Origin of the sequence: Hymenobacter duratus, assembly GCF_014698995.1 — a bacterium.
In the GTDB taxonomy this organism is placed as follows: Bacteria; Bacteroidota; Bacteroidia; order Cytophagales; family Hymenobacteraceae; genus Hymenobacter; species Hymenobacter duratus.
Map to the genome: position 1 here is coordinate 407,599 of NZ_JACWZZ010000004.1, position 23,758 is coordinate 431,356.

General features: G+C 60.4%; 21 protein-coding genes. 12 read left to right on the top strand and 9 right to left on the bottom strand.

Features of this window, described 5'->3' with window-relative positions:
* Positions 1-94: 94 nt before the first annotated feature.
* From IC231_RS17860 to IC231_RS17880, 5 genes are all read left to right on the top strand, one after another.
* On the top strand, positions 95-1,114 hold the full coding sequence (locus tag IC231_RS17860; protein ID WP_190785836.1) for an ABC transporter ATP-binding protein: 1,020 nt from the start codon (positions 95-97) through the stop codon (positions 1,112-1,114).
* A complete protein-coding gene (locus IC231_RS17865; RefSeq protein ID WP_190785837.1) occupies positions 1,111-2,682 on the top strand; it encodes an ABC transporter permease/substrate-binding protein in 1,572 nt (523 codons plus the stop codon). The genes IC231_RS17860 and IC231_RS17865 overlap by 4 nt, the downstream gene beginning before the upstream one ends.
* Before the next feature lie 122 nt (positions 2,683-2,804).
* Entirely contained in the window at positions 2,805-3,485 is a 681-nt protein-coding gene (locus IC231_RS17870) for a response regulator transcription factor (RefSeq protein ID WP_185886376.1), read from the top strand.
* A 103-nt stretch (positions 3,486-3,588) separates the two neighbouring features.
* On the top strand, positions 3,589-4,950 hold the full coding sequence (locus IC231_RS17875) for a sensor histidine kinase (protein WP_190785838.1): 1,362 nt from the start codon (positions 3,589-3,591) through the stop codon (positions 4,948-4,950).
* 71 nt (positions 4,951-5,021) lie between these two features.
* Positions 5,022-5,213: a hypothetical protein gene (locus IC231_RS17880; RefSeq protein WP_190785839.1), complete on the top strand. Its 192-nt coding sequence runs from the start codon at positions 5,022-5,024 to the stop codon at positions 5,211-5,213.
* Positions 5,214-5,259: 46 nt separating this feature from the next.
* Here IC231_RS17880 and IC231_RS17885 read toward each other — a convergent pair whose 3' ends face one another.
* Positions 5,260-6,021 (bottom strand): hypothetical protein, encoded by a 762-nt coding sequence (locus IC231_RS17885; protein WP_190785840.1) that lies wholly within the window; start codon positions 6,019-6,021, stop codon positions 5,260-5,262.
* 150 nt (positions 6,022-6,171) lie between these two features.
* Positions 6,172-7,041, bottom strand: a complete 870-nt coding sequence (surE, locus tag IC231_RS17890; RefSeq protein WP_190785841.1) for a 5'/3'-nucleotidase SurE — start codon at positions 7,039-7,041, stop codon at positions 6,172-6,174.
* A 135-nt stretch (positions 7,042-7,176) separates the two neighbouring features.
* On the opposite strand from surE, the gene IC231_RS17895 reads away from it, so the two are divergent.
* The 5 genes from IC231_RS17895 to IC231_RS17915 all read left to right on the top strand — a co-directional run bounded on the left by IC231_RS17895 (position 7,177) and on the right by IC231_RS17915 (position 12,252).
* On the top strand, positions 7,177-7,863 hold the full coding sequence (locus tag IC231_RS17895; protein WP_190785842.1) for a hypothetical protein: 687 nt from the start codon (positions 7,177-7,179) through the stop codon (positions 7,861-7,863).
* A gap of 112 nt (positions 7,864-7,975) precedes the next feature.
* Positions 7,976-8,416 (top strand): DoxX family protein, encoded by a 441-nt coding sequence (locus tag IC231_RS17900; protein ID WP_190785843.1) that lies wholly within the window; start codon positions 7,976-7,978, stop codon positions 8,414-8,416.
* 81 nt (positions 8,417-8,497) lie between these two features.
* Positions 8,498-10,252: a M14 family metallopeptidase gene (locus IC231_RS17905; RefSeq protein ID WP_190785844.1), complete on the top strand. Its 1,755-nt coding sequence runs from the start codon at positions 8,498-8,500 to the stop codon at positions 10,250-10,252.
* 189 nt (positions 10,253-10,441) lie between these two features.
* Positions 10,442-11,338, top strand: coding sequence for an ABC transporter ATP-binding protein (locus IC231_RS17910; protein ID WP_190785845.1), 897 nt, complete (start codon positions 10,442-10,444; stop codon positions 11,336-11,338).
* 149 nt (positions 11,339-11,487) lie between these two features.
* Positions 11,488-12,252 carry an ABC transporter permease gene (locus IC231_RS17915; protein ID WP_190785846.1) on the top strand — a complete coding sequence of 255 codons (765 nt, stop codon included), beginning with the start codon at positions 11,488-11,490 and terminating at the stop codon, positions 12,250-12,252.
* Positions 12,253-12,332: 80 nt separating this feature from the next.
* Here the strand turns inward: IC231_RS17915 and IC231_RS17920 are convergent, their stop codons facing one another.
* The 6 genes from IC231_RS17920 to IC231_RS17945 all read right to left on the bottom strand — a co-directional run bounded on the left by IC231_RS17920 (position 12,333) and on the right by IC231_RS17945 (position 20,897).
* Positions 12,333-13,118, bottom strand: coding sequence for a hypothetical protein (locus tag IC231_RS17920; RefSeq protein WP_190785847.1), 786 nt, complete (start codon positions 13,116-13,118; stop codon positions 12,333-12,335).
* A 242-nt stretch (positions 13,119-13,360) separates the two neighbouring features.
* Positions 13,361-14,614: a bifunctional 3,4-dihydroxy-2-butanone-4-phosphate synthase/GTP cyclohydrolase II gene (locus IC231_RS17925; protein WP_190785848.1), complete on the bottom strand. Its 1,254-nt coding sequence runs from the start codon at positions 14,612-14,614 to the stop codon at positions 13,361-13,363.
* 229 nt (positions 14,615-14,843) lie between these two features.
* A complete protein-coding gene (locus IC231_RS17930) occupies positions 14,844-16,046 on the bottom strand; it encodes a glycosyltransferase (RefSeq protein ID WP_190785849.1) in 1,203 nt (400 codons plus the stop codon).
* The gene (locus IC231_RS17935; RefSeq protein WP_190785850.1) at positions 16,043-17,257 is read right to left on the bottom strand and encodes a glycosyltransferase family 4 protein; all 1,215 of its coding nucleotides are present in this window, start codon (positions 17,255-17,257) and stop codon (positions 16,043-16,045) included. Before IC231_RS17935 ends, IC231_RS17930 begins: the two co-directional genes overlap by 4 nt.
* Positions 17,258-17,359: 102 nt before the next feature.
* The gene (dnaG, locus tag IC231_RS17940; protein WP_190785851.1) at positions 17,360-19,438 is read right to left on the bottom strand and encodes a DNA primase; all 2,079 of its coding nucleotides are present in this window, start codon (positions 19,436-19,438) and stop codon (positions 17,360-17,362) included.
* Positions 19,439-19,637: 199 nt separating this feature from the next.
* Positions 19,638-20,897, bottom strand: coding sequence for a hypothetical protein (locus tag IC231_RS17945; RefSeq protein ID WP_190785852.1), 1,260 nt, complete (start codon positions 20,895-20,897; stop codon positions 19,638-19,640).
* A 220-nt stretch (positions 20,898-21,117) separates the two neighbouring features.
* On the opposite strand from IC231_RS17945, the gene IC231_RS17950 reads away from it, so the two are divergent.
* Positions 21,118-22,221, top strand: a complete 1,104-nt coding sequence (locus tag IC231_RS17950; RefSeq protein WP_190785853.1) for an Mrp/NBP35 family ATP-binding protein — start codon at positions 21,118-21,120, stop codon at positions 22,219-22,221.
* Positions 22,222-22,391: 170 nt separating this feature from the next.
* Positions 22,392-22,727: a NifU family protein gene (locus tag IC231_RS17955; protein ID WP_185886393.1), complete on the top strand. Its 336-nt coding sequence runs from the start codon at positions 22,392-22,394 to the stop codon at positions 22,725-22,727.
* A 309-nt stretch (positions 22,728-23,036) separates the two neighbouring features.
* On the opposite strand, the gene IC231_RS17960 is transcribed toward IC231_RS17955, so the two are convergent.
* Positions 23,037-23,573: a hypothetical protein gene (locus IC231_RS17960; protein WP_190785854.1), complete on the bottom strand. Its 537-nt coding sequence runs from the start codon at positions 23,571-23,573 to the stop codon at positions 23,037-23,039.
* Positions 23,574-23,758 lie beyond the last annotated feature (185 nt).

The window sequence follows — 23,758 nt, forward strand, 5'->3', positions numbered from 1 at the left end:
GGGAAGCGGCTATCCAGCCCTAAATATCGGGTTTCCCTTCTACCTTACGCTGGCCAGCCGTATTTGCTCCTGTGTCTGGCCCCAACCTGACTATATGGTGCCTCCCGTTACTCCTGCCATCCGCGCCCAGCACCTTAGCAAGCACTACGATGGCCACGCGGTGGTGCAGGACGTTTCGTTTGAGTTAACTCCCGGCGAAACCTTGGTGCTGCTGGGTCCCAGCGGCTGCGGCAAAACTACCCTGTTGCGCATGCTCAACCGCCTCGTGGAGCCCGACAGCGGCACGGTGGAAGTATTTGGGCAGGATGTGCGCCACCCGCGGCCCGAGCAACTGCGGCGGGGCATTGGCTACGTGATTCAACAGGTTGGGCTGCTGCCGCACTATACCGTAGCCGAGAACGTGGGGGTAGTCCCCCGCCTGCTTGGCCATGCGCCGGCCTCAATAGCAACACGTACCGAGGAGCTACTCAACAGGCTGCACCTGCCCCCGGCCCGATACGCTAATCAGTATCCGCACCAACTTTCGGGCGGGCAGCAACAACGGGTGGGCCTGGCCCGCGCGCTGGCCGCCGACCCGCCGCTTATCCTGCTCGATGAGCCCTTCGGCGCCCTCGACCCGATTACACGGACCAGCATCCGACGTGAGTTTCGGGAACTGGAGGAGTTGCGGCGCAAAACCATGGTGCTGGTCACGCACGATGTGCAAGAAGCCTTCGAGTTGGCCGACCGGATTCTGCTGCTTGACGCCGGGCAGGTCCAGCAGTTGGGCACGCCCCAGGAGTTGCTGTTCAGCCCAGCCAACGATTTTGTGCGCCGGTTCTTCGCAGCCGAGCAACTGGCGTTGCAGCTACGCACGCTGCGCCTTACCGACCTGCTACCTTATTTAGTCTCTGGTTCAACAAATAATTCACTATCAAACCGTAACACCATTCCACCTACAGCAACGATACAGGAAGCCATTGAGGCGCTGAGCAATGCATCTGAACTGACTACTCTGGCTGAGGAGCAGGTACTTTTCGTGCGGTCTGCCGATACCGGCTCGCCAATAAGCCTCACTATTTCGTCCCTGATGGGGGCTTTTGGCCAAGCCATTCAGCACCTGCGCCGCTCATGAAACTACTCACTGACCTCTTCTCCTTCTGGCTGGCGCAGGCTGGAAAGCTGGGCGAGCAAACCTTGCAGCACATTGGTCTGACGGCGGCGTCGCTGCTACTGGGTGTGCTGGTAGGAGTGCCGCTAGGGCTCTGGCTTACGCGCCGGCCCCGGCTGGCACCGTGGGTGCTGGGCGCCGCTGGCATCCTCCAAACCATTCCTAGCATTGCGATGCTGGGGTTCCTGATTCCACTTATGGGCATCGGCCACTGGCCCGCTATTCTGGCTCTGTTCCTGTATGCGCTGCTGCCCATCATCCGCAACACGGTAGCGGGTGTTCAGGGCGTGCCGGCTGCCGTGGTGGATGCGGCCCGCGGCCTGGGCCTCACCGATGGGCAACTGTTGCGCCGGGTAGAGCTGCCGCTGGCTTTGCCCGTGCTGTTTGCGGGCATCCGGACGGCAGCGGTTATCAATGTGGGTGTGGCGACGCTGGCAGCCTATGTGGCGGCTGGTGGCCTGGGGGAGTTCATTTTTGGCGGCATTGCTCTCAACAACCCGGTCATGATTCTGGCGGGTGCTATTCCGGCGGCGGCGCTGGCACTGGCTTTCGATGCGGCGCTGGCCGGCGTGCAGCGCCTCTCAGTACGAAACTTGACGCGGGTGGGCCGTGCCCTGCTGGTGGCGCTGCCGCTGCTGGCGGGCCTCTACCTGCTGCCCAGAGCCACGGGCAAGCTGCTAGCCGGCTTCAGCCCGGAGTTTGTGGGGCGTGCCGACGGACTACCGGGGCTGCGGCAGGCGTATGGATTGCGCCATCTGCCTAGTGTGGTGCTGGCTCCGGCCCTGGTGTACGAAGCGGCCCGCAATGTCAACGTCGATGTGATTGATGGCTACTCCACGGATGGACGCATCAAGGCCTACCAGTTGCAGGTGCTTCACGACGACCGACGCGTTTTTCCGCCCTACTATGCCGCTCCGGTGGTGCGGCCGCAGCTGCTGGCAGCCCATCCGGAACTGCGCGCCGTGTTTGCGAAGCTCACCGGGCAGCTTTCCGACTCCGTAATGACGGACCTCAATTACCGCGTCGATTATCTGCATCAGGAGCCGAAGGCAGTGGCCCTGCAGTTTCTGCGGCGGCGCGGGCTGTGGCAGGCACCCCGGCCGCTGGCCCCAGATGCTGCCGTCGTGCGGCTGGGTTCCAAGATTTTTGCCGAACAATACATCCTGACCGAACTGTACGCGGCGCTTATCCGGGGCTATACTTCACTCGACGTCAGCACCAAAACCGGACTGGGCGGCACTACTATCTGCTTTGAAGCCCTGCGTACCGGCGCCATCGACATGTATCCGGAATACACCGGCACGGGCCTGCTGGTATTGCTGCAGCCGCCACCTGCCGTCGTCGACTCATTGGGTGGCAATGCCGACGCAGTGTTCCGGTATGTGCAGCTGGGTTTCCGGCGACGCTACGGGCTGGAATGGCTGGCGCCGCTGGGCTTCAACAACACGTATGCCCTGCTCATGCGCCGGCAACAGGCCGCCACGCTGGGTATTGCGTCGATTTCCGATTTGGGGGCGTACCTGCAGCGGTAAGCTTCGGCCCGGCAACCAGCCGGAACCTATGTTTTCCGGTAGGTGGCCTTCTGGTGGTCTACTTCATGTACTCTTCACGGCTGCGGCTCGTATGTTGCAGCACCATTTAAGCTACATGCTCCATGCACGTCCTGATTGTTGAAGATGAGAAAAGCCTGCACGAAGAAATGCGGCAGTTTTTGATTCAGTCCCAATACATCGTCGATTCCGCCTTTTCCTTCGCCGATGCGTCCGAAAAGGTCTTCGTGAACAGCTACGACTTTGTGCTGCTGGACCTGGGCCTGCCGGACGGCGACGGCCTGACCCTGCTCCGCGAAGCCCGCCAAAACGACCAGCAGGAAGCCTCATTTATCATTCTTACGGCCCGCGGCGACCTAGACGACCGGATCAAAGGCCTCGACTTGGGCGCCGACGATTATCTGCCCAAGCCCTTCTCGCTACTGGAGCTGCAGAGCCGAATGCAGGCCATCACGCGCCGTAAGTTTGGGTTGAAGCGCCAGGAGGTTGCGTTTGGGCAGGGCTTTCAGATGGATGTAACGGGACGCGTGCTGCGCCACGGCGAGCAGGAAGTGCCGCTCACCAAAAAGGAGTTTGACCTGCTCCACTACCTAGTGCTGCACAAAAACCGGGTTCTGACGCGCCTGCAGCTGGGGGAGCACCTCTGGGGCAACGTGCTGGAAGACGACTCCGATTCCAATTACATTGATGTGCACATCAAGAACATCCGCAAGAAACTCACGCCCTTCGCCCCCGCCGATTTTTTGGAAACGGTGCGCGGTATCGGCTATCGGGTGGCGGAGTAGGCGGCCGTCATCTGCTACTGCCGCCCGTCCAGCAACACAGCCCTTTGTGGCCCCTCCAATTCTCGCTTAGTGAGCGAAGCAGCCCTCACTCCACCATCCGGCTATGCGCTTAGAAGCGAAACTCGCCCTCTTTAATGCCCTCTCAAAGCTGCTGCTGGTGCTACTGGGGGCACTGGTGATTCCGCCGGTAGTGAGCCGGGTGGCCGTGTCGCACACCGACCAGCGCCTACATGAGAAGAAACAGGAAGTTCTAAGCCTCATTGCCCGCGACGGACTGGCCGCTTTTGTGCGGCAGGAGCAGGATGAGGCTTATGCCGACTACAATATTCTGAAGCAGGAATACATTACGCTCACTCCGGAACAGGGCCCGGCCGTGGCGCTGCCAGAGGAAAAAGTTTTCGATGAGCAGCGGCAGGTGGATAAGCAAGTGGAAGACTTCCGGATTCTGAGCTACCGTTTCCTGGCCCAGGGCCGCCCCTACCGGCTCGAAATCGGCTCGTCGCTGGCCACGGTGGAGCTGCTGGAAGATACGCTGCGGCGGCTGGCGCTGTGGGTGCTTATCATCGGGGCCCTGCTGACCATTGCGACGGATGCCGCCTTTGCGCGCTTTCTGCTGCGGCCCCTGGGTGAGCTGATTACGCGCAAGCTGCGCAACGTGCGCCACCCTTCGGCTTTTCCGTTTGCCCCCATTCCCACCTCCACCACCGACTTCCGCCGCCTCGACGACAGCCTCAACGAAATGATGCGCCAGATCCAATCGGCGTTTGAAAAGGAGCGGGAGTTTATGAGCAATGTGTCGCACGAGCTGCTGACGCCGGTCAGTATTCTGCAGTCGAGGTTCGAGAACATGCTGCAGGACCCCGAGCTCAGCCATGCGCACTCGCTCAAAATCGTGGATTCGCAGAAAACGCTGTATCGCCTGCGCAACACCGTCCGGACGCTGCTGCTCATTGCCAATATCGAAAATGAGCAGTACCTGCGCGAGGACACCGTGTCGCTTTCGGCGGTGCTGGCCGAGGTAATCAACGAGTTGGATGACCGGCTGGCCCAGCGCGAATTGCACCTGCGCGTGCAGCTGGAGCCCGACTACGTGCTGACCCGCGGCAACCACACGCTCCTGTTTACGCTCCTGTTCAATTTGGTCAGCAACGCCATCAAGTACAACCGCTGGGGTGGCAACATCACCGTAACCGGCCAGCCCCTCCCCGGCCACGGCTACCGCTTGGCCGTAGCCGACACGGGCCCCGGTATTGCGCCCGAAAACCTGCCGCATCTTTTCGACCGGTTCCGGCGGTTTCAGGCGGCCGGCGCGGCGGCCCCCGAAGGCTACGGCCTGGGCCTGCCCATTGCCCTCACTATTGCCACCTTCCACGAAGCTACGCTCACGGCTACCTCAGAAGTGAGCAAAGGCACGACGTTCGTGCTGGAATTTGGCGCGGGCCAGCAGTCGGCGGCAGCTAGCTGAAGCCAAATTCCTCATATAGTCTTCATGCAGAAGCAGGTAGCTTCGTGTTTCCACCTGTTTCCTGCCACCTCATGAAAACGAGTCTGCTGCTATTGCTGGGGCTGGCTGCTATACTGCTGCTGGGCTGGCTCCTGACGCATAGGCCCCCCGCGCCACACACTGTTATTGCCCACGGCAATGTGCCCGTACTGCACCGCACAACCGGGCAGGCCCTGCGGCGCGTCCGGCCGGGGCCGCCAACTTCGCAGCACCCCCGCCTGTAAGGCACAGTAAGCCAGCTGTTGCTTCCGCAGGAAAACCAATGGGGGCCTATGGCTTAGTAAAACGCTGCCCGTTGAATTTCAGCGTCAGCCGGGGAGTAGCCTCCAGGCTTCGAAAGCCCCAGCGCGCCAGTAACCGGCGGGGTTCATCCTGAGGCTCATAATACTCGAAGTCAAACTCGGTTACATCGAGGCGTAATAGCTGCTGACGGACGTCAAACTCCATCGACACGTCGCACAGGCTTAGATAAGGACTTTGGTCGAAGGCTGGCGCGTCGAGTAGCAGATAATTTCCCTTCAGCTCCATCACGTATGCGATTCGCTGCATGCAGCGGCTGCTGCCCTGCTCGTCGGCCAGCAGCAGATAGAGCTTTCGGCCGGAGCTTTTCAGCTTGTGGATTTCATAAAACCCGGCTTCCAGCGCCGGCGCATAGGAAAAAAGCTGCCCTGCCTGGTTTTTCCACTGCATCACAGGCACATTCACCTGCCCACGAGTGCCACCCGAATGGTAGTTGAATAGATATACCCGAAACTGCGCGGCATCTTTCGAGTCAACGGACAAATACAAGCCTAGCTTCCTGGCCTCGGCAGCCGAAAGCTCGTGGAATAACAGGTAGAGGGCTACCTGCCGGGCCGTTTTGGCAATCAGCAAGCCGCCATCCTCCTCGCCCTTGCTGGAAACGAGAGCAATATTTTTCTTCAGCTCAGCCGCTGACGGGCTACCGCTGCCAGCTGGCTGCCCAAACCCGGCCACGCTGCCCGCCAGCAGGCCGAGCACCAGTACACCGAAGCGCATTATCCTGTTCATCATCACCCGCAGACTGCTATTACCGAGCTACCTAGCGCGAAAGATAGCAGCCCGACGACAGCAACATACCACCTGGCTGGCTGAAAACCAATGAAAACGCCGCCCGCCAAACCCTGCGTGGGTTCAACGGGCGGCGTTTGCTTTTCCTGTCCCTTACCCCAGCCCTTCCGCCGACTCGCCGAGAGCGGGCGTGGCGCTGCCCAGGTGTGGCGCAGGCTTCTCCTGAACCGGAAGGCTGGGGCCGAGCTGCCAGCCGGCATTCATATTCCCGATGACGTGATGCGCCGTCAGATCGAACTGGCAGGGCACGATGGAGACGAAGTTGTTGGCCAGCGCCCACTCGTCGGTATCGGTGCCCTGGTCGAGGTTCACGAATTCGCCGATCAGCCAGTAATAAGGGCGCTTGTACGGGTCGTGGCGCAGGTCGAACTCCTCCTGCCATTTGGCGCGGGCCTGGCGGCAGATCCGGATACCGGCAATAGGCGCCTCCGACTTCTTGGGAATATTAACGTTCAGAGCCGTTCCGGTCGGAACGCCGTGTTCCAGCGCCTGCCGGGCAATGTGCTCTACCCAGGCTTCGGCATGCTCAAAATCGGCGTTGTGGCCATATTCGCAGAGCGAAAACCCGATGGCCGGCAGCCCTTCAATAGCGGCCTCAATGGCCGCCGACATCGTGCCCGAGTACAGTACGTTCACCGACGAGTTGGACCCGTGGTTGATACCGGACACCACCAGGTCGGGCTGGCGGTCCTTCAGCACGTGGTGCTTGGCCAGCTTCACGCAGTCGGCAGGCGTGCCGCTGCACTCATATGACTCAATGCCCTCGAAAATGGTGCTAGGGTCGAGGCGCAGCGAAGTACCGATGGTAATGGCGTGGCCCATGCCGGACTGCGGCGAGTTGGGGGCTACCACCACCACTTCACCGATGCGGCGCATCACGCGTACCAGCGTGGCAATGCCGGGCGCAGTAATACCGTCGTCGTTGGAAATCAGAATCAGCGGTTTGCGGTTTGTGCTAGTCACGGGCAGAACAGTGTGGTGAACGGAATGGATGCCAAAGGTACGCAGCCGATGGGCGGCGGCCCGCGGCGTACAGCAACCAGCCAGCCGAACGGCCAGCCGGGCTAACGCACACGCGGCTGTGGCCGTATGCAGAGGATGCTGAACCGAATATCCCTGTTTGTACCGGCGCTTTCCGTGGCCCTACTGACCAGCCTGCTCACCGCCTGCGACTCCCGCACCGCTTCTGAGTCCGGCGCCCCGCCCTTCGTGCCTCCTGCCGGCGCCACCGACCCGTCGGCCCTCCGGTCCGGGTCAACGGCGGTAGAAAAGAAGCCGGGCACGTCCGCAGGGGCCCTCCTTCCTGACTCTCTGCATCTTATCAGTCCCGGGCAGGCCGGGCGGCTGCGACTGGGAATGCGCGAAGCCCAGATCAAAAAGCTGATTTCGCCGGCCCTGCTCCGTGCTACCACCTACAATGACCAAGGCACGCTGCGGCCGGCCTACGAGATGCGCGACGCCCAGCAGCCCAATGCTCCGGCCTCCATCCTGCACCTCATCGGCGACTCGGCCACTGGCTACCGGCTGCGCCGCATCCGCCTCTACGACCCGCAATACCGCACGGCCGAAGGCATCGGGGTAGGCTCGCCGTTTGGGGCGGCCCGCCAGAATCTGGGCCTCACCAAAGTCCGCAACACGCCCGCCGGGTTTGCCGCCGTATCGGGCGAGGTGAAGATAGCCTGGGTCATCGACCCGAACTCACTACCCGACAAGCACCCCGAGGAAATGAGTTCCGCCGACATACCGCCCGCCGCCCGCATTACAGGGGTATTACTTTACCAGTAGAGGACGCGGGCAAGGGATTGTAGTACATGATATTTCTTGTACTTTGCCAACGCAAGCCGTATTCCTTTCTGCGGCCTTACCCAATTCGTCACGCCGGCCTCCTGTACGCCCTATGGTTCTGTTTGAAAACCGCTACCGCACCCACGATTTTGGTCTGCTGCTTCTGCGAGTAGGTATCGGGGTCATGTTCACCATTCATGGCTACCCCAAGCTCGTTGGTGGCCCGGAAATGTGGGCACAGGTAGGAGGCGTCATGAAGCTGGTGGGGCTGGACTTTGCGCCCGTGTTCTGGGGGTTTCTGGCCGCCGTAGCAGAAGCAGTAGGTGGGCAGCTGCTGGCCCTGGGCCTGTTTTTTCGGCTGGCCTGCGCCTTGCTGCTGGGCACCATGATGATGGCCACCATCATGCACGTCAGCTCTGGTGATGCCTTCGGGGCTTATTCGCACGCGCTGGAATCGGCGTTTCTGTTTCTGGGGCTGCTGTTCACCGGTCCCGGCCGCTACAGCCTCGACCAGATGCTGTTTCCGTCGCGCACGCTGCGGCGGCTGTATTAATCGGCGGCACTGTTTATCTGATTTAGCCGGAATGAGACGCTGCATGCACCGGAAGCCATTTGGTTTTCCTTCCTTTGCCGCATGCTCTCCGTTCTGCTTTCTACCCTCCTGCTGACCTCGGCTCCGCCGAAAACCGACTGGCGCACGCCCTACGAGCTGGGCAACGGCACCACCACCACTACCTACGCCGAGTGCATCCGCTACTATCAGAAGCTGGATGCCGCCTACCCCGAAATAACGATGCGCGCGGCCGGCTTCTCCGACAACGGCCTGCCGCTGCACGAAGTCGTGGTCAGCCTCGACGGCGACGCCGACCCGGCTTCGGTGCGGGCCAAAGGGCGCCGCGTGGTGTTTATCCAGAACGGCATTCACCCCGGCGAGCCAGAAGGTATTGACGCCGCCATGATGCTGGCCCGCGACTATGTGCAGCAGAAAAAGCTCCGGCAGCAGCTCACGGACATCACACTGGTTATCATCCCGATTTATAACGTGGATGGCTCGCTGAACCGTAACTCCACGACCCGCACCAACCAGAACGGGCCCGAATCGTACGGCTTCCGCGGCAACGCCCGCAACCTCGACCTGAATCGGGACTACATCAAGCAGGATTCGCGCAATGCCCGCTCGTTTGCGCAACTGTTTCAGCGCTGGCAGCCCGATGTGTTCGTGGACACGCACACCTCCAACGGCGCCGACTACCAGCACACCATGACGCTCATTGCCACGCAGCCCGACAAACTGCACCCGGCCCTGAGCCAGTATATGCGCAGCCAACTGCTGCCCGCCCTCTACGGCGGCATGGCCAAGCGCAAAACCCCGATGACGCCCTACGTGGACTTCCAGGGCCGCACGCCGGATGCGCGGGGGCTGACGGGGTTTCTGGAAACGCCCCGCTACTCCACCGGCTATACCACGCTGTTCAACACCATCGGCTTCGTGACGGAAACGCACATGCTGAAGGCGTATGCGCCCCGCGTGAAGGCCCAGTACGATTTCCTGGAGCTGCTGGTACAGGCCGTGGCGCAGCAGAAAGACGCGCTGGCTCAGGCCCGCACCGACGCCCGGCAGCAGCAGCAAACGCAAGCCACCTTCCCACTGGCCTGGAAGCTGGACACTACTGCCGCCGAAAAAACCATGTTTCTGGGCTACGAGGGCCGCATGAAACCCAGCGACGTGAGCGGCCAGTCCCGCCTCTACTACGACCGGAAAGCGCCTTTCTCCCGGCAGATTCCCTACTACAACACGTTCCGGCCCACTGTGCAGGTGCAGCGGCCGGCGGCCTACCTCATTCCGCAGGCCTGGGGCGAGGTGCTGGAGCGCCTGCGCCTCTCGGGCGTGCAGCTGCGCCGCCTGCGCCGCGACACCACGCTCACGGCCGAAGTCTACCACATCCAGGACTACAAAACCGGCCAGCGGCCCTACGAAGGCCACTACCTGCACACTGCAGTAGAAGTGCGCCCCACCCAGCAGCCGCTGGCCTTCCGCCAGGGCGACTACGTGGCGCTGCTCGACCAGCCCGCGGCCCGCTACCTCATCGAAACGCTGGAGCCGCAGGCCACCGACTCATTTTTTGCCTGGGGCTTTTTCGACGGCATTCTGCAGCAGAAAGAGTATTTCTCCGACTACGTGTTCGAGGATGTAGCGGCCACCCTACTCCGCCAGGACCCAGCGCTACGGGAACGGCTGGAAAAACTCAAGCAGCAAAACCCGGCCTTCGCGGCCAGCGGCGCGGCCCAGTTGGATTGGGTATACCGCCAGTCGCCGAACTACGAAAAGACCCACCTGCGCTACCCCGTGGCCCGCTGGCTGGGCGGCCCGCTCCCGACGGTGGAGTAAGGCGCCGATTGGCCGCCGCTTGAAGTCATTCCGAGCGCAGCCGAGGAATCTCGCTAGTGTGGTAATAAGTACCACCACAACCTCAGCTCAACACGCGAGATCCCTCGGCTGCGCTCGGAATGACGTTCTAACGTGCGAAATGACGGTCTGATATTGCAACCTCCTCTCTCTTCTCTCTAGCTTGCCCACATGCCCATCCTCGAACTTGAAAACCTTTCCAAAACCTACGGCGGCACTACGGCATTAAAGGGCCTGACGCTGCAGGTGGAGCCGGGCAGCGTGTATGGCCTGCTGGGCCCGAATGGCAGCGGCAAAACCACTACGCTGGGCATTGCGCTGGGCGTGCTGCGGGCTTCGAGCGGCACGGTGCGCTGGTTTGGGCAGGAACCGACGGCCGCTAACCGCCGCCGCATTGGAGCGCTGCTCGAAACGCCCAACTTCTTCCCCTACCTTTCGGCCCGCCAAAACCTGCTGCTGGCCGCCGACGTGAAGCAGGCCGATACGCGTAGCGTAGATCAGGCACTGGACGCCGTGGGCCTGGGCACGCGCCAGCACGACGCGTTCCGGGGCTTTTCGCTGGGCATGAAGCAGCGGCTGGCCCTGGCCTCTACCCTGCTCGGCAGCCCCGAAGTATTGGTGCTCGATGAGCCTACCAACGGCCTCGATCCGCAGGGCATTGCCGAAGTGCGCAGCTTGGTGCAGCGCCTGGCAGCCGAGGGCAAAACCATCATTCTGGCCAGCCACCTGCTCGATGAGATAGAGAAAGTATGCACCCACGTAGCGGTGCTGCAGCGCGGCGAGCTTCGGGCAGCCGGGCCGGTCAGCAACATCCTGGCCACCGCCGACCGGGTGCTGCTCCGGCCTGCTCCCGACACTCCGGCCGCGCTGGTGCAGCAGGCGCTGGCCGCCCTGCCGTGGGTATCGGATGTGCGCCCGGAAACCGGCGGCATCTTGAGCGCCGCTGTTGCGGCCAGCCATGGTCCGGCCGATGTCAATCGGGCCTTGTTTGAGCAGGGTATTGTGCTGGCCGGCCTCGAAATCCGCCACCGCAGCCTGGAGGCGCAGTTTCTTGAGCTAACCCGGTAGTAGCGGGTGGTTGATTGCCGGTTGCTGATTGCAAAGGAGAAACCTTCTGCTTTCAGAACCATCCATCCCCCCCCCCCGACCTACTGGCAAGTGACAACTCTACCTGCCAGCAACGAACAACTGACCATCAGCATCCAACCATAATTCCTATGCTTTTCCGCGCCGAACTTCGCAAGATTCTTCCTTATCGTACCGTCTGGATTATTCTGCTGGCCTACGCGGTACTGTTGCTGCTGTTTGTGTCGGCCGGTGGCAGCCTGACAGTGAACGGCCAGAAACTGGGCGAGTCGTTGTACGTGTTTCCGGCGCTGTGGAGCAAGCTGGCGTACGTGGCCAGCTACTTTACCATGCTGCTGGGCGTGCTGTTCATCATTCTTATCACCGACGAATTTCAGTTCCGCACCTTCCGCCAGCAGGTCATCGACGGAGCATCCGTAGGCGAGCTGGTACAGGGCAAGCTCGCCGTGTCAGGGCTGCTGGCTGGCTTTGCGGCGCTGGTGGTAGTGGGCATAGGCTTCTACTTTGGCCTGACGCGCGCCGCCGGCACCGCCGATCAGGCCGCCGCCGGGCTGCCGACCGTGCTGCTCTATGGCGTGCAGGTGCTGGGACTACTGTCATTGGCGGCGCTGGTGGCCGTGCTCGTGCGCCGCAGTGGAGCCGCCATTCTGGTGTTTCTGCTGTATCTGTGGGTGGCGGAGCCGCTGCTGCGCCTTTCGCTGCCTGATGAGCTGGACCGCTATCTGCCAGCCAAAATCTTCAACAGCCTCACACCCATGCCCGGCCAGGAGCTGATGGATACCGTGGCCGGCCCTTCGCTGGCACTGCTCCCGACGCAGGCGCTGCCGCTGGCGTTGGCCTACACGGCGCTATTTTGGGGCCTGAGCTACTTGGTGCTGCGCAGCCGCGACCTGTAGACGGTAGCGGGTTGGTGGCATGGTGGGTCAGTGGATTCAGTATGCTCTAATCCTCCAACCCGCCACACCGCCAACCCGGCTTATTCCTTCACCAGCGAGTTGGCGTAGTTCACGATGAAGGCCAACTCGCGGGCTACCGTGAAGCTGAGCTTGTTGTCTTTGGCATATTGCTCCAGCTGCTTCGCCTGGGCCTGAAACACGGCCAGCAAGTCCTTTTTGGGGTTGCGCAGCGGAATAATGCCCCCCGCCGGCGTGGCTAGGTAGAAATCGTCTTTTACCTGCGTGAAGGAGCTGAGGTAACGCCCGCCGCCGTAGCCGTAGCCACCGCCATACCCGTAAGGGCCGTTGTTGACGGTGCGCTCTACCAGCGACTCACGCCGCAGCAGCATCCGGGGGCCATTGCTGAGCTGCTCGAAAAACGCCGGCGACTTGAAGTCACTGTAGTCGTTTCCGCGGTTCCAGCGAAAGGTGCGGAATACACGCACCCGGTTCAGATTCTCCGTTTCCGGCCGCATCCGAGGCACCCCGTACATGGGGTTGCCATAGAAATAGCCATTGCGCGCATCATAGAAATTGTCGTAGTAGCCGCTGCCGCGGCGGCTGTCTACTTCTTCTCCCTTCACCGCAAAGCTGTTGATGGAAACAGCCGACAGGGTGGTAATGGTCCCATCGGGCTGGGCCATAAGCAACACGTCCTGGTCGCGGCGCAGCGTAACAGGGCCCCGTAGCGTATCGCCGTTGGCGAGCAGAATGGTGCTGCCAGCAAACTCCTGTACCATAGGGCGCTGGCTCTGGGCCTGTGCCGGCAGAATGGTTAGGAGTTGGGCGGCCAGCACCAGCAGGACGAGTAAATAGGTGGGTTTCATAGGAACGGGGCGGTGGGACAAGATAAGCGCAAGGCCGGCTTTTACCATTTCATCATGCGCCGGTCCGTTTTCAGACTACCCAAGATATACAGAAGACACCTTGTAGCTATACTTCCTATACACGCCACCAAACAAGAAAGTGCGCAGCCCACGCTACGGTAATACGCCCACACAAAAAACGCCCATAGCCTTTCCAGCTCTGGGCGTTTTCATGGAGACAAAGCAGACTACACTGGCTCCTGCTACTCTGTAGGCAGCATTTCGGCGGCCGTCTGGGCCGGGTGCGGGCCCCTGTCTTTGCTCAGGATGGTGTGCCCCAGCTTGTCGCGCTTGGTGGTCAGGTACGTCTCGTTGTGCTGATTGGGCTCGATTTCTATGGGCATCGTGTCCACGATTTCGAGGCCGTAGCCGATGAGGCCTGTACGCTTGCGGGGGTTGTTGGTGAGCAGGCGCATCTTCGAAACGCCCAGGTCGCGCAGAATCTGCGCGCCCACGCCGTAGTCGCGCTCATCCATCCCGAAACCCAGCTCCAGGTTGGCTTCCACGGTGTCGCGGCCCTGCTCCTGCAGCTTGTAGGCCCGCAGCTTATTGAGCAGTCCGATGCCCCGGCCTTCCTGGTTCATATAAACCACCACCCCACGGCCTTCTCGCTCAATCTGAGCCATGGCGCGGTGCAATTGCGGACCACAGTCGCAGCGGCAGCTCCCGAAAATGTCGCCCGTAACGCAGGAGCTGTGCACGCGGGCCAGCACCGGCTCGGGGCCGCTGATGTCGCCTTTTACCAGGGCCAGATGCTGGGCCCCATTGGTGCGCTGGGTGTAGGCCACCAGTTCAAAGTCGCCCCACTGGGTAGGCATCTGCACCGAAATGTCGCGAGTGATGAGGCTTTCCTTTTCGAGACGGTACTTGATGAGGTCCTGCACCGAAATCAGCTTCAGGCCCCATTTCGTGGCTATTTCGCGCAGCTCCGGCAGGCGGGCCATTTCGCCATCTTCCTTCAGAATTTCCACCAGCACGCCGGCCGGCTCGAAGCCCGCGAGGCGCGACAGGTCGATGGCGGCTTCGGTGTGGCCGGCGCGGCGCAGTACGCCTTCTTTCCGGGCCTTCAGTGGGAAAATATGGCCCGGCTTTCCCAGCTCCTCTGGCTTGGTGTCGGGGTCGATAAGGGCCAGGATGGTTTTGCTGCGGTCGGAGGCTGAAATGCCGGTGGTCACGCCGTTTTTCAGCAGGTCGATGCTCACGGTGAAGGGCGTGGCGTGTAGCGCCGTGTTACGGCCTACCATCAGCTCCAGGCCCAGGGCTTCGCAACGGTCTTCGATGAGCGGGGCGCACACCAGGCCGCGGCCGTGGGTGGCCATGAAATTGATGACTTCCGGCGTAGCGCAACGGGCAGCGCAGATGAAGTCGCCTTCGTTTTCACGGTCTTCGTCGTCCACTACTACCACCACCTTTCCGGCGCGGATATCGGCAATGGCCTCTTCAATGGAATCCAGCATAGCGGATTAAAACAGATGAATGGGACTTCGCGGAGTTGGTTGTTCCGGCGGGAACCGGCGCGAAGCTGCTGCTACAACCAGCAACAGTGCCGCGAAGTTACGCAAACGCAGATTGCGAAAATGGGAACTGCCGAGATTCGCGTTCTGCCTGATAAGGCCCAACTTCACCTTGGCCCCATCAGGCAGACAGTAGAGCCGCATCGGCCACGGACTTGCCGAGCAGGCAGGACTACTTGCTCTTCTGAAACCGTTGCGTGGGCTCCCAGACCGTGGTGCGCACGCCACGCAGAAAGCGCCACAGGCCCACCAGCAACGCGGCATTCATGCTGTAGAAGTGCGTGATAAAGCGCAACAGGCGCGAATGAGTGCCCAAGCGGCGCAGGCCGGCATCGAGCAGCAACAGCAGCGGCACGCCTATCTGCCCGGCCAGCATCAATTGGTAGAACCAGCCGCCGCCCTGCAGCACCAATACCGAGTTGGCCAGCAGCATGAGCAGCAGCAGCAGCGGCGTGAGCCAGCGCAGCACCTTATGCGACCAGAAGGCAAAGCTCACGCCGCGCCACGGCGGCCACAGCAGGCGCCGGAAAGCCAGCAGGTTCTGGAAGTTGCCGGCCGAGATGCGCGCCTTACGCCGGAACTCCTCCGGCAGCCTGTCCGACACGTCTTCGTAGCACACGGCCTCCAGCTCGTTGATGGCCTGGTAGCCGTCCTGCAGCACGGCCATGGAAATAAAGAAGTCATCCACCAGAAACGAAGCCGGGGCCGGATGGTAGCAGGCACGCCGCACCGCGAAGCAGCCCCCGAAAGCACCAATCATAGCGCCCCATACAACGCCTTCCTGATACTTGATGAGGTTTTCGCGCTCCAGATAGGCCTTTTCCTGACCCGATATGCCTTCCTGGCGGTGGTCTGGGTTGAGGATGTTGCCGCCTACCTGCCCGATTACCGGATTGCGAAAGTGCTTCACCAGTTGATACAGGGTATCGGGGGCGAAAAACACATTGGCATCTGTGAGTACCAGCACCGGCGCGGTAGCCTCGCGAGCCAGCGCCTCAATTACGCCGGGCTTGCCGGTGCGCTGCCCAAACGGCCGGAACCGCAACTGCGGATGCTTGGCGGCCAGCCGCTCCACCAGCGCATTAGTACGGTCCTGTGAGTTGTCGGAGCCGATGTAGAAGGTGAGCTTGTGGAGCGGGTAGGTGGTGGCGAAAGTGGAGCGGATTTTCTCCTCAATCACCTGCTCCTCATTGTACACGGCCAGCAGAATATCCACGGCAGGCAGGTCCGGGGCATCTGGCGCAAACACCTGCTGATTCTGGCGGCGCGTGCGGGCCAGCCGGGCCAGCAGCAGCGGAAACAGCACGTAGGTGTGGGCCACCAGCAGCAGACTGCCCCAGAGTACGCCGGCCGCGAGGGCCGCGGTCAGTGTCATACGCGTACAGGCGTCAGGATGGTGTACAGGTCCAGGAAGCTCTCCACAATGCGGCGGTTGTCGTAAAGCCGCCGGATGGTATGGGCGGCTTCCTGGCCGATCAGGTCGGTGGGCAGGTGGCCTTCATAGTAGCGGCCCAGCACTTCCAGCCAGGCGGCGGGCTCATCGCGCAGCACGATGTCGTAGCCGTCGCGGGCATGAATGCCTTCGGCTCCCAGTGTAGTGCTCAGAATGCATTTGCCCAGGGCCATGCCTTCGATAATCTTGATGCGCATGCCGCCGCCGCTCAGCAGCGGCACCAGCATAATATCGTACTGTTGCATAAAGGCCGCCGCTGACTCTACGAAGCCGTGCACCGTGATGCCATGCTGCTGCAACTCCCGGAACCGGGCCGGCATCTGCTTGCCGGCCAGATGCAGCTCCAGCTCCGGATACAGCGCGTGCGCCTTCGGCCACACCTCGGCCAGAAACCAGTCGAGCCCTTCCTGATTCGGCAGCCAGTCGAAGGAGCCAATCATAAACAGCGTGCGGGGCTTGGGCCGGATGGCCGGATCGGGCTGAAAACGCTCCAGGTGCACCCCGGCCGGCACAAATACCACCGGTTCTTTGCAACCCATGTGGCGCAGACGCTGCTGGTCGGGCTCCGTGATGGCCGCCACCGCATCGAAGCGAGGCAGGTAGTCGTGCTCGAACTGCTGCACGCGGCTGGCCAGATGGCGCAGGTAGAAGCGCTTCAGCGGGTTCCGTTCGCGGCTGGCCAGCATCTGCCAGATGGTGTACTCTACGTTGTGCGCCCGCAGCAGCACCGGCACACCGGGTGCCACGCGCCGCACCACATCCACGTACCACGCCACGAACGAGCCTTCCATCTGGACCACGTCAATAGGCTGCGTACGCAGAATCTCGGTAAGCTGGGTGGCGGCTTCTTCGCTCACAAACCGCTCCACGTTATAAGGAAGGCTGCTGCTCATCAAGTTACGCAGGGCTTTCACCGGGGAGAGGCGCGTATCGACGTCCACGGCTACTAGGCGCAGGTTGGGGCCCAGATGGTTGAGGGCATCGGCGGGCTGGTGGTGTTTGGGCGTGTTCAGGGCCAGCACCGTGACGCGGTGGCCGGCCCGCACGAGGCCCGCCGCCACATCGTACATGGCAATAGCCCCGCCATCGGTGGGCGGATACGGAACGCGCGGACAGAGTTGCAGAATGTGCACTGAGGGGGAATTGGGTAGTCGGTTGGGCTTTGGGCGACTTTGGCCTGGTAGCTCCAGTTTCAAGCACCAAAAATCACAAACAAACCGCCAAAAACAAGCCGGCTAGGCGCCGCGCGGAATGACCGTGCCCAGCAAATTGGCTAGTTGGTTGTCCATCTGCTTGAGCAGCCGGATGGTTTGCAGGTGCTCCATCATGGTATCATCATCGAGGGGGTGGCGCAGGGCTTCCAGCCGGATGGCCAGCTCACGCTCCACGTTCACCTTGTTGAGGCGCAGAATGGCGTTGTCGCAGGCGGTCTGGAGCAGGTCCAGCTCCCGGGGCACATGAATCTGGTGGGTGGTCCAATTGGGGCTCAGCTCGTACTTTTCCGTGGCCAGCTCCGCTACCATGCTCCGGATATCGGAGCGGTTGTGCTGGATGAGGGTACGCACTTCGGGCCAGCGGCCCTGCTCCAGCTCCTGCCGACACAAGTACATCAGGTCGGCATAGATGCCCGTTTTGAAAGAGGTGTCGTCGAGCTGCTGGAGCAGGTATTGCGCCACGGCTACTTCTGGGGCCAGCGGCTGCGCCGAATACAGCAGCAGCAGACGCACCACTTCCCGCTCGCATTGTTCCAGCACGTCGGGCACGGGCTCCAGGTCCTCGCGGGTGAGGGTCTGCAAGTCGCCGCCCCCGCCCATCAGGTCTTCCGGCGACGCGCCGTACATCAGCGCCTCGGCCTCCTCTTCGGGACTCATGGGCCGCGGAGCCGGGCGCGAAGCCGGCGCGGTGCCCGGACTGCTTACGTTGCTGCCCGCCGAGGTGCTGCCTCCACTCCCACCGCCGCTGTTGCCGCCGGCCGCCTTGCCGGAAGCGTTGCGCACCAGCTTATTGTATTCCGTGATAAGCACCTGCTCATCAATCCCGAAAGCCTGCGAGGTCTGCTGCAGAAACACCTGCCGCTTAATCGGGTCGGGCACTTTGGCAATGCTTTGCAGCACCTCCCGGATAGCTTCGGCCTTCTTCACCGGGTCCTGAGCGGCCTCGCGGCTTACCAGTTCAGTTTTGAACTGGATGAAGTCCTGGCTGGCCTGCTCCAGATGCTCCCGGAACTTCTGGTCGCCGACTTTGCGGATGTAGCTGTCGGGGTCGTCGCCGTCCGGGAACAGCACCACGCGCACGTTCAGGCCGCCTTCCAGCAGCATGTCAATACCCCGCAGCGAGGCCCGGATGCCGGCCGCGTCGCCGTCGTAGAGCACCGTTACGTTGTCGGTGTAGCGCTTCAGGAGGCGAATCTGCCCATCAGTGAGCGAGGTACCCGACGAGGCCACCACGTTTTTGATGTCGCCTTGGTGCAGACTCAGCACGTCGAGGTAGCCTTCCACGAGGTAGCACAGCTCCTCCGTCCGGATGGCCTGCCGGCCTTGGTAGAGCCCGTACAGCACATCCGACTTGTGGTAGATTTCCGACTCCGGCGAGTTCAGGTACTTGGCCGTCTTGTCGTTGGGCTTGAGCGTGCGCGCCCCAAACCCAATCACGCGGCCCGACACGTTATGAATCGGGAACATCACGCGGCCCCGGAACCGGTCGTAGCGGCGGCCGGTGTCCTGGCCCTGGTCGTCTTCGCGGCGAATGACGAGGCCGGTTTTCTCCAGGTATTTCTGCTCGTAGCCGGCCTTTTGAGCAGTTTTGAGCAGGTCATCCCACTGATCAAGCGAGTAGCCCAACTCAAAGGTCTTGATGGTGGTCTGGTTGAGGCCGCGCTGGCGCAGGTAGCTCAGCCCGATGCTCTGGCCCTCGTCGGTGTTGAGCAGCAGGTGGTGGTAGTGGTCCTTAGCCCAGTTCGAAACGATGAACTGCGAGTCTTTTTCGTTTTGAGCGAGCTGCTGCTCGGGCGTCTTTTCCTCTTCCTGAACCTCGATGCCGTACTTTTTGGCCAGGTATTTCAGGGCCTCCACGTAGCTGGTGCCCTCAATGTCCATGATGAACTGCACCACCCCGCCCGCCTTGCCGCAGCCGAAGCACTTATACAGCCCCTTGGCCGGCGCCACCGAGAAGCTCGGCGACTTTTCGTGGTGAAATGGGCAGCAGGCCCACATATTCTGGCCCTTGCGCTTCAAACTCACGAAGTCGCCCACCACCTCCACAATGTCGGCTTGGTGAATTATCTGATCAACTAGTTCTTTGGGAATGCGGGCCATACTACCCGCAAAGGTAGGCAGGAAGTCCGGCGAAGTTTCTGCCGCATCGTGCGAACACCCTCCTACAACAACAGCGTGTCATGCTGAGCTTGCCGAAGCATCTCTACCGCTTCGTTGCAACAGTAGTAAATAGCCAGAGGTAGAGATGCTTCGGCAAGCTCAGCATGACGTGCTTTTAGATGTGCTTTACTTTATGACGTTAATAATTCCGGCTGGCAGTGGTTTCGGGGATGATGACAACGTAATCGTAGCCTAGGATGGTGGCTTGCAATTCCTGGTCGGCTACGGGCATTGCTTTATAGAGCATGGCCCGGCGCAAGGGGCGCATATCATACACCTGCCAGGCTGCGCCGGCTGGCGTGGCAGCCATAAACGGTTTGAGCATGGCTTCGTCGGCGGCGGTGTAGCTGGTGGCGTTTTTGCTGAAATCCACTGGGTTTTGGCCAGTTACTTTTTTGCCTTGTTTGCCCATCACGAAGATGTGCAGCGTTTTCTGGTCGTGCGCGTCGGCCAGGTTCACGGCCACGTTGCCCACGTCGTAGATGTCGCCCCAGATGCTGCGGCCCCGCCCCAGATGATAAGCTCCAAACTTAAACAGCATGGGCGGCAGCGGCTGCCCGGCCTTCTGATACGGCGCCAGCTCCTGCAATAGGTTGCGTTTCATCAGGTTGATGCGCGTTTGATGACCACCGGGCTTACCGGAGGCATTGACCTTGAAAATATTCACGCTGGCCTCCAGGTCCTGCAGCAGCTGGCGCACCGCTACCGGCTCGGTGCTGGTCATTTTCCGCAAGCTGTCCAGCAGCGTGGAGCGCATGCCGTTGATGGTAATTTTGCCGTAGTCGGCGGCTATCAGGGCCGCTCGGTCGTGGGCTTGAATGGCGGTGGCTTGCTGCTGCAGGAAGGCACGGGTGGATTTACTTTTCACCTGCTCGGCCATCAGCATTAGCGTGCGGCCCGTGGAGGCAAACCCGAGTTGCTCTATGCCCACCAACGCCGTATTCTGTGCCCGCAGCGCCCGCGCCAGCTCAAACTCCTCGGCCCAGCTATAAAACGACAGGCTCATTGGGTACTGCTGCACAAACGCCGTGGGCAAGCCCGGCTGCGCGGTCAGGCGGGTCAGGTCCTGAGCCTGATACTTGTCGATTTCGGCTACATACACTTTAGGTTTCAGCACTTGTGCCACAGCCTGCGTGAAGGCCGGAATCTGGGCCATGCCGTGGTCTTCACCTACCAGTACCAAGGCAGTTTTGCGAATATCCTGCTGCAGCTTGTCCCATCCTGGCCCACTGAATTGAGTGCCCGTTTGCGTGAGGCTGAACTGATTTTGGCGCAATAGGCGCTGGAACGTGGTATCGGTGGGCGTTTGCGCGTGCGCACCAGAACTGAAGGTGGCAGCCAGCAGCAGGGCACCAGTTCCGCGCAGACAGTAGCGCCGAAAACGAGAAGAAACGAGCATAAGGAAACTGAAGTGTAGAAATAGAACGCGCAAGAATACCGGCTTTCCACCGAATTACAGGGCCAGCTGCCGGATAGAGGGCAATACTCACTGGCTGGTTGTATGGCCCGAACAGAAATCCTGCCTGCGGCGGCGGTCCGGCAAGTGGCCGCACAACTTCAGCTTCGGTTTCCGGGTTATCTTTGCGCATTGCACCCGCATTTTCCCGACTGACTATCCCATGGCACCCATCACCAAAGAAGCCGTCCTCAAGGCCCTGAGCTATGTGGAGGAGCCCGACCTGGGCAAAGACCTCGTCACGCTCAACATGATTGAGGACGTGGCAATTGACGGCAACCGAGTATCCTTTACGGTCGTCCTGACCACGCCGGCCTGCCCGCTCAAACAGCTTATTCACGACGCCTGCGAGCGGGCCATCCATACGATGGTAGATGCGGAGGCCGAGGTAGTTATTGTGATGACTTCGCGCGTGACGAGCATGCGCCAGAACCGCGACCTGCTGCCTGGCGTCAAGAATATCATTGCTATTGCCTCGGGCAAGGGCGGCGTGGGCAAAAGCACCGTGACGGCAAACCTGGCCATTGCGCTAGCCAAAACCGGCGCCAAAGTGGGCCTCGTGGATGCCGATATTTCGGGTCCCAGCATGCCGCTCATGTTCGGCGTGATGGACGCCCGCCCGCACGTCTTTCAGGGTCCCGATGGCAAAAACCTGATTCAGCCGGTGGAAGCGCACGGCGTGAAGCTGATGAGCATCGGTTTCCTGGCCCCCGCCGAGTCGGCTATTGTGTGGCGCGGTCCGATGGCCTCGTCGGCGCTGAAGCAGTTCATCACGGAAGTAGACTGGGGCGAGCTGGACTACCTGCTCCTCGACATGCCTCCCGGAACCTCCGACATTCACCTGACCATGGTGCAGACCGTGCCCGTCACCGGCTCGCTCATCGTGACCACGCCGCAGAAAGTAGCGCTGGCTGATGCCGAGAAGGGCCTGCAGATGTTCCGGTTGCCTCAGATCAACGTGCCGGTACTGGGCATCGTGGAGAACATGGCCTGGTTTACGCCCGCCGAACTGCCCGACAACAAGTATTTCATCTTCGGGGAAGGCGGCGGTGTAGCGCTGGCTGAAAAGCACCAGGTACCAATGCTGGGCCAGATTCCGCTGGTGCAGAGCATCCGCGAAAACGGCGACCTGGGCACGCCGGCCATCCTGCAGGAAAACACGCCGGCCGCCGCCGTCTTTGCCCAGCTGGCCGAGGAACTGGCCCGTCAGGTGAGCATCCGCAATGCCATTGCGCCACGCACCCAGGTAGTACAGATGCAATCCTAAGGGAGTAGCGAGGGGCAGCATTTCGGCGCAAACCGAAGCTCCTCGCTAGTTCCGGCAACTTTACCGAAACGATTCGTGTTTCGGGTATCCCTGCCAAAAGCAGTACTTTTACACGCTGTCTGCCCCGGCAGCCCCGCTAATTCAATACCCTCAGCGTTACTTTTCCTTTCATGACGCATTCCGCTGCTGTAGAAGATCATCCGCTCCTGCCCCGCATCGAGCAGGCCCTGGACACCATCCGGCCCTATCTGGCCGCCGATGGAGGCAACGTGCGCGTGCTGGGCATTTCCGACGACATGGTGCTCCAGCTGGAGCTACTCGGTGCCTGCGGCACCTGCCCCATGTCGCCGATGACGCTAAAGGCTGGCGTGGAGGAATCAGTGAAGAAAGCCGTGCCCGAAATCCGGGCAGTGGAGGCCATCAACCTCACGCCCATGTCGGCCCAGCCCGCCGGCCAGACCGGCCACCCTCAGTCGCCTGCGCCGGTGCCTACTCCGCAGTTTTAAGTTTCTTAGGTTACACACAGCAGCGCCCCGCTCCTGCCGGTTTTCCGGTTGGGGCGGGGCGCTGTGGTTATTATGGCTCGGTTGCTAATTTGAAGGCTAGCATTTTTGAGTTTTGCGTTCGGCTTTACGTTTCCCAAATGTCAAGCCGAACGCAAAACCGATAAAAAACCGAAGTGAAAAATTTATTCTATTGTTCAGCTACGTTCCTTATACCGAAACTGATGTTGAACAGCATTACTGTTCCCAGTACTGCATTCCATCGCACCCACTAACGTAAAACAGTTGTTGGCTACTGCTTTAATAAGCACTTCATTTTATACCAATTGAATAAAATTCACTATTCATTTGCTCTAAGCCTAAAAACAGATCAGTCGCTATGAACTGTTCAGCTTTCTCATAGTATTGCCTTCCAATTACTTGGGGGTTGATATAGACATTATCCCAGATTGTTTTTCCATTTGAGAGTTGAACAGAAGCCCAAAGTCTACAGAACGGCTTTTGTGCCAAACCCAGTCTTTTAAATTCATTTATGATTTCTATACTCTTAATAACAACAGTCCACTTATCACTTTCAGACACCTTTTTTTCAACATCAATTTGCTTAAATATTAAATCAGCCGAAGAAGAAAATGTAGCACCAAATTTTATTGAATAATGAGTAATTGTAGCAGGCTTTGGACCGTCATTCACTATTGATATTTGGAGCTGATCAAATGGCAATTCCACAGTTGAAATTATGATCAATTTTATCCTATGATCTCTGCGGAACTTTATGAACTCAATTATACCAAGCACAGTCGCTAACCCTGCACCCCAAATTGATAGTATCAAATTTGCTTTTTCCATCTTCATAGCGTGAGTATATAAAAGTAACAGCCAAAGTTCTACTGTCGAAACTCTGTCGAACCTATGCTTCGGTTATAAGTACAACGAGCGTTATATAACCTAAACTAACCCTGCTGTAGCAGTTGAGGCAATTTGTATCATGAGCTGCGGCACAATATAGCGGCTCCGTAGGATTCTGCCTCTCG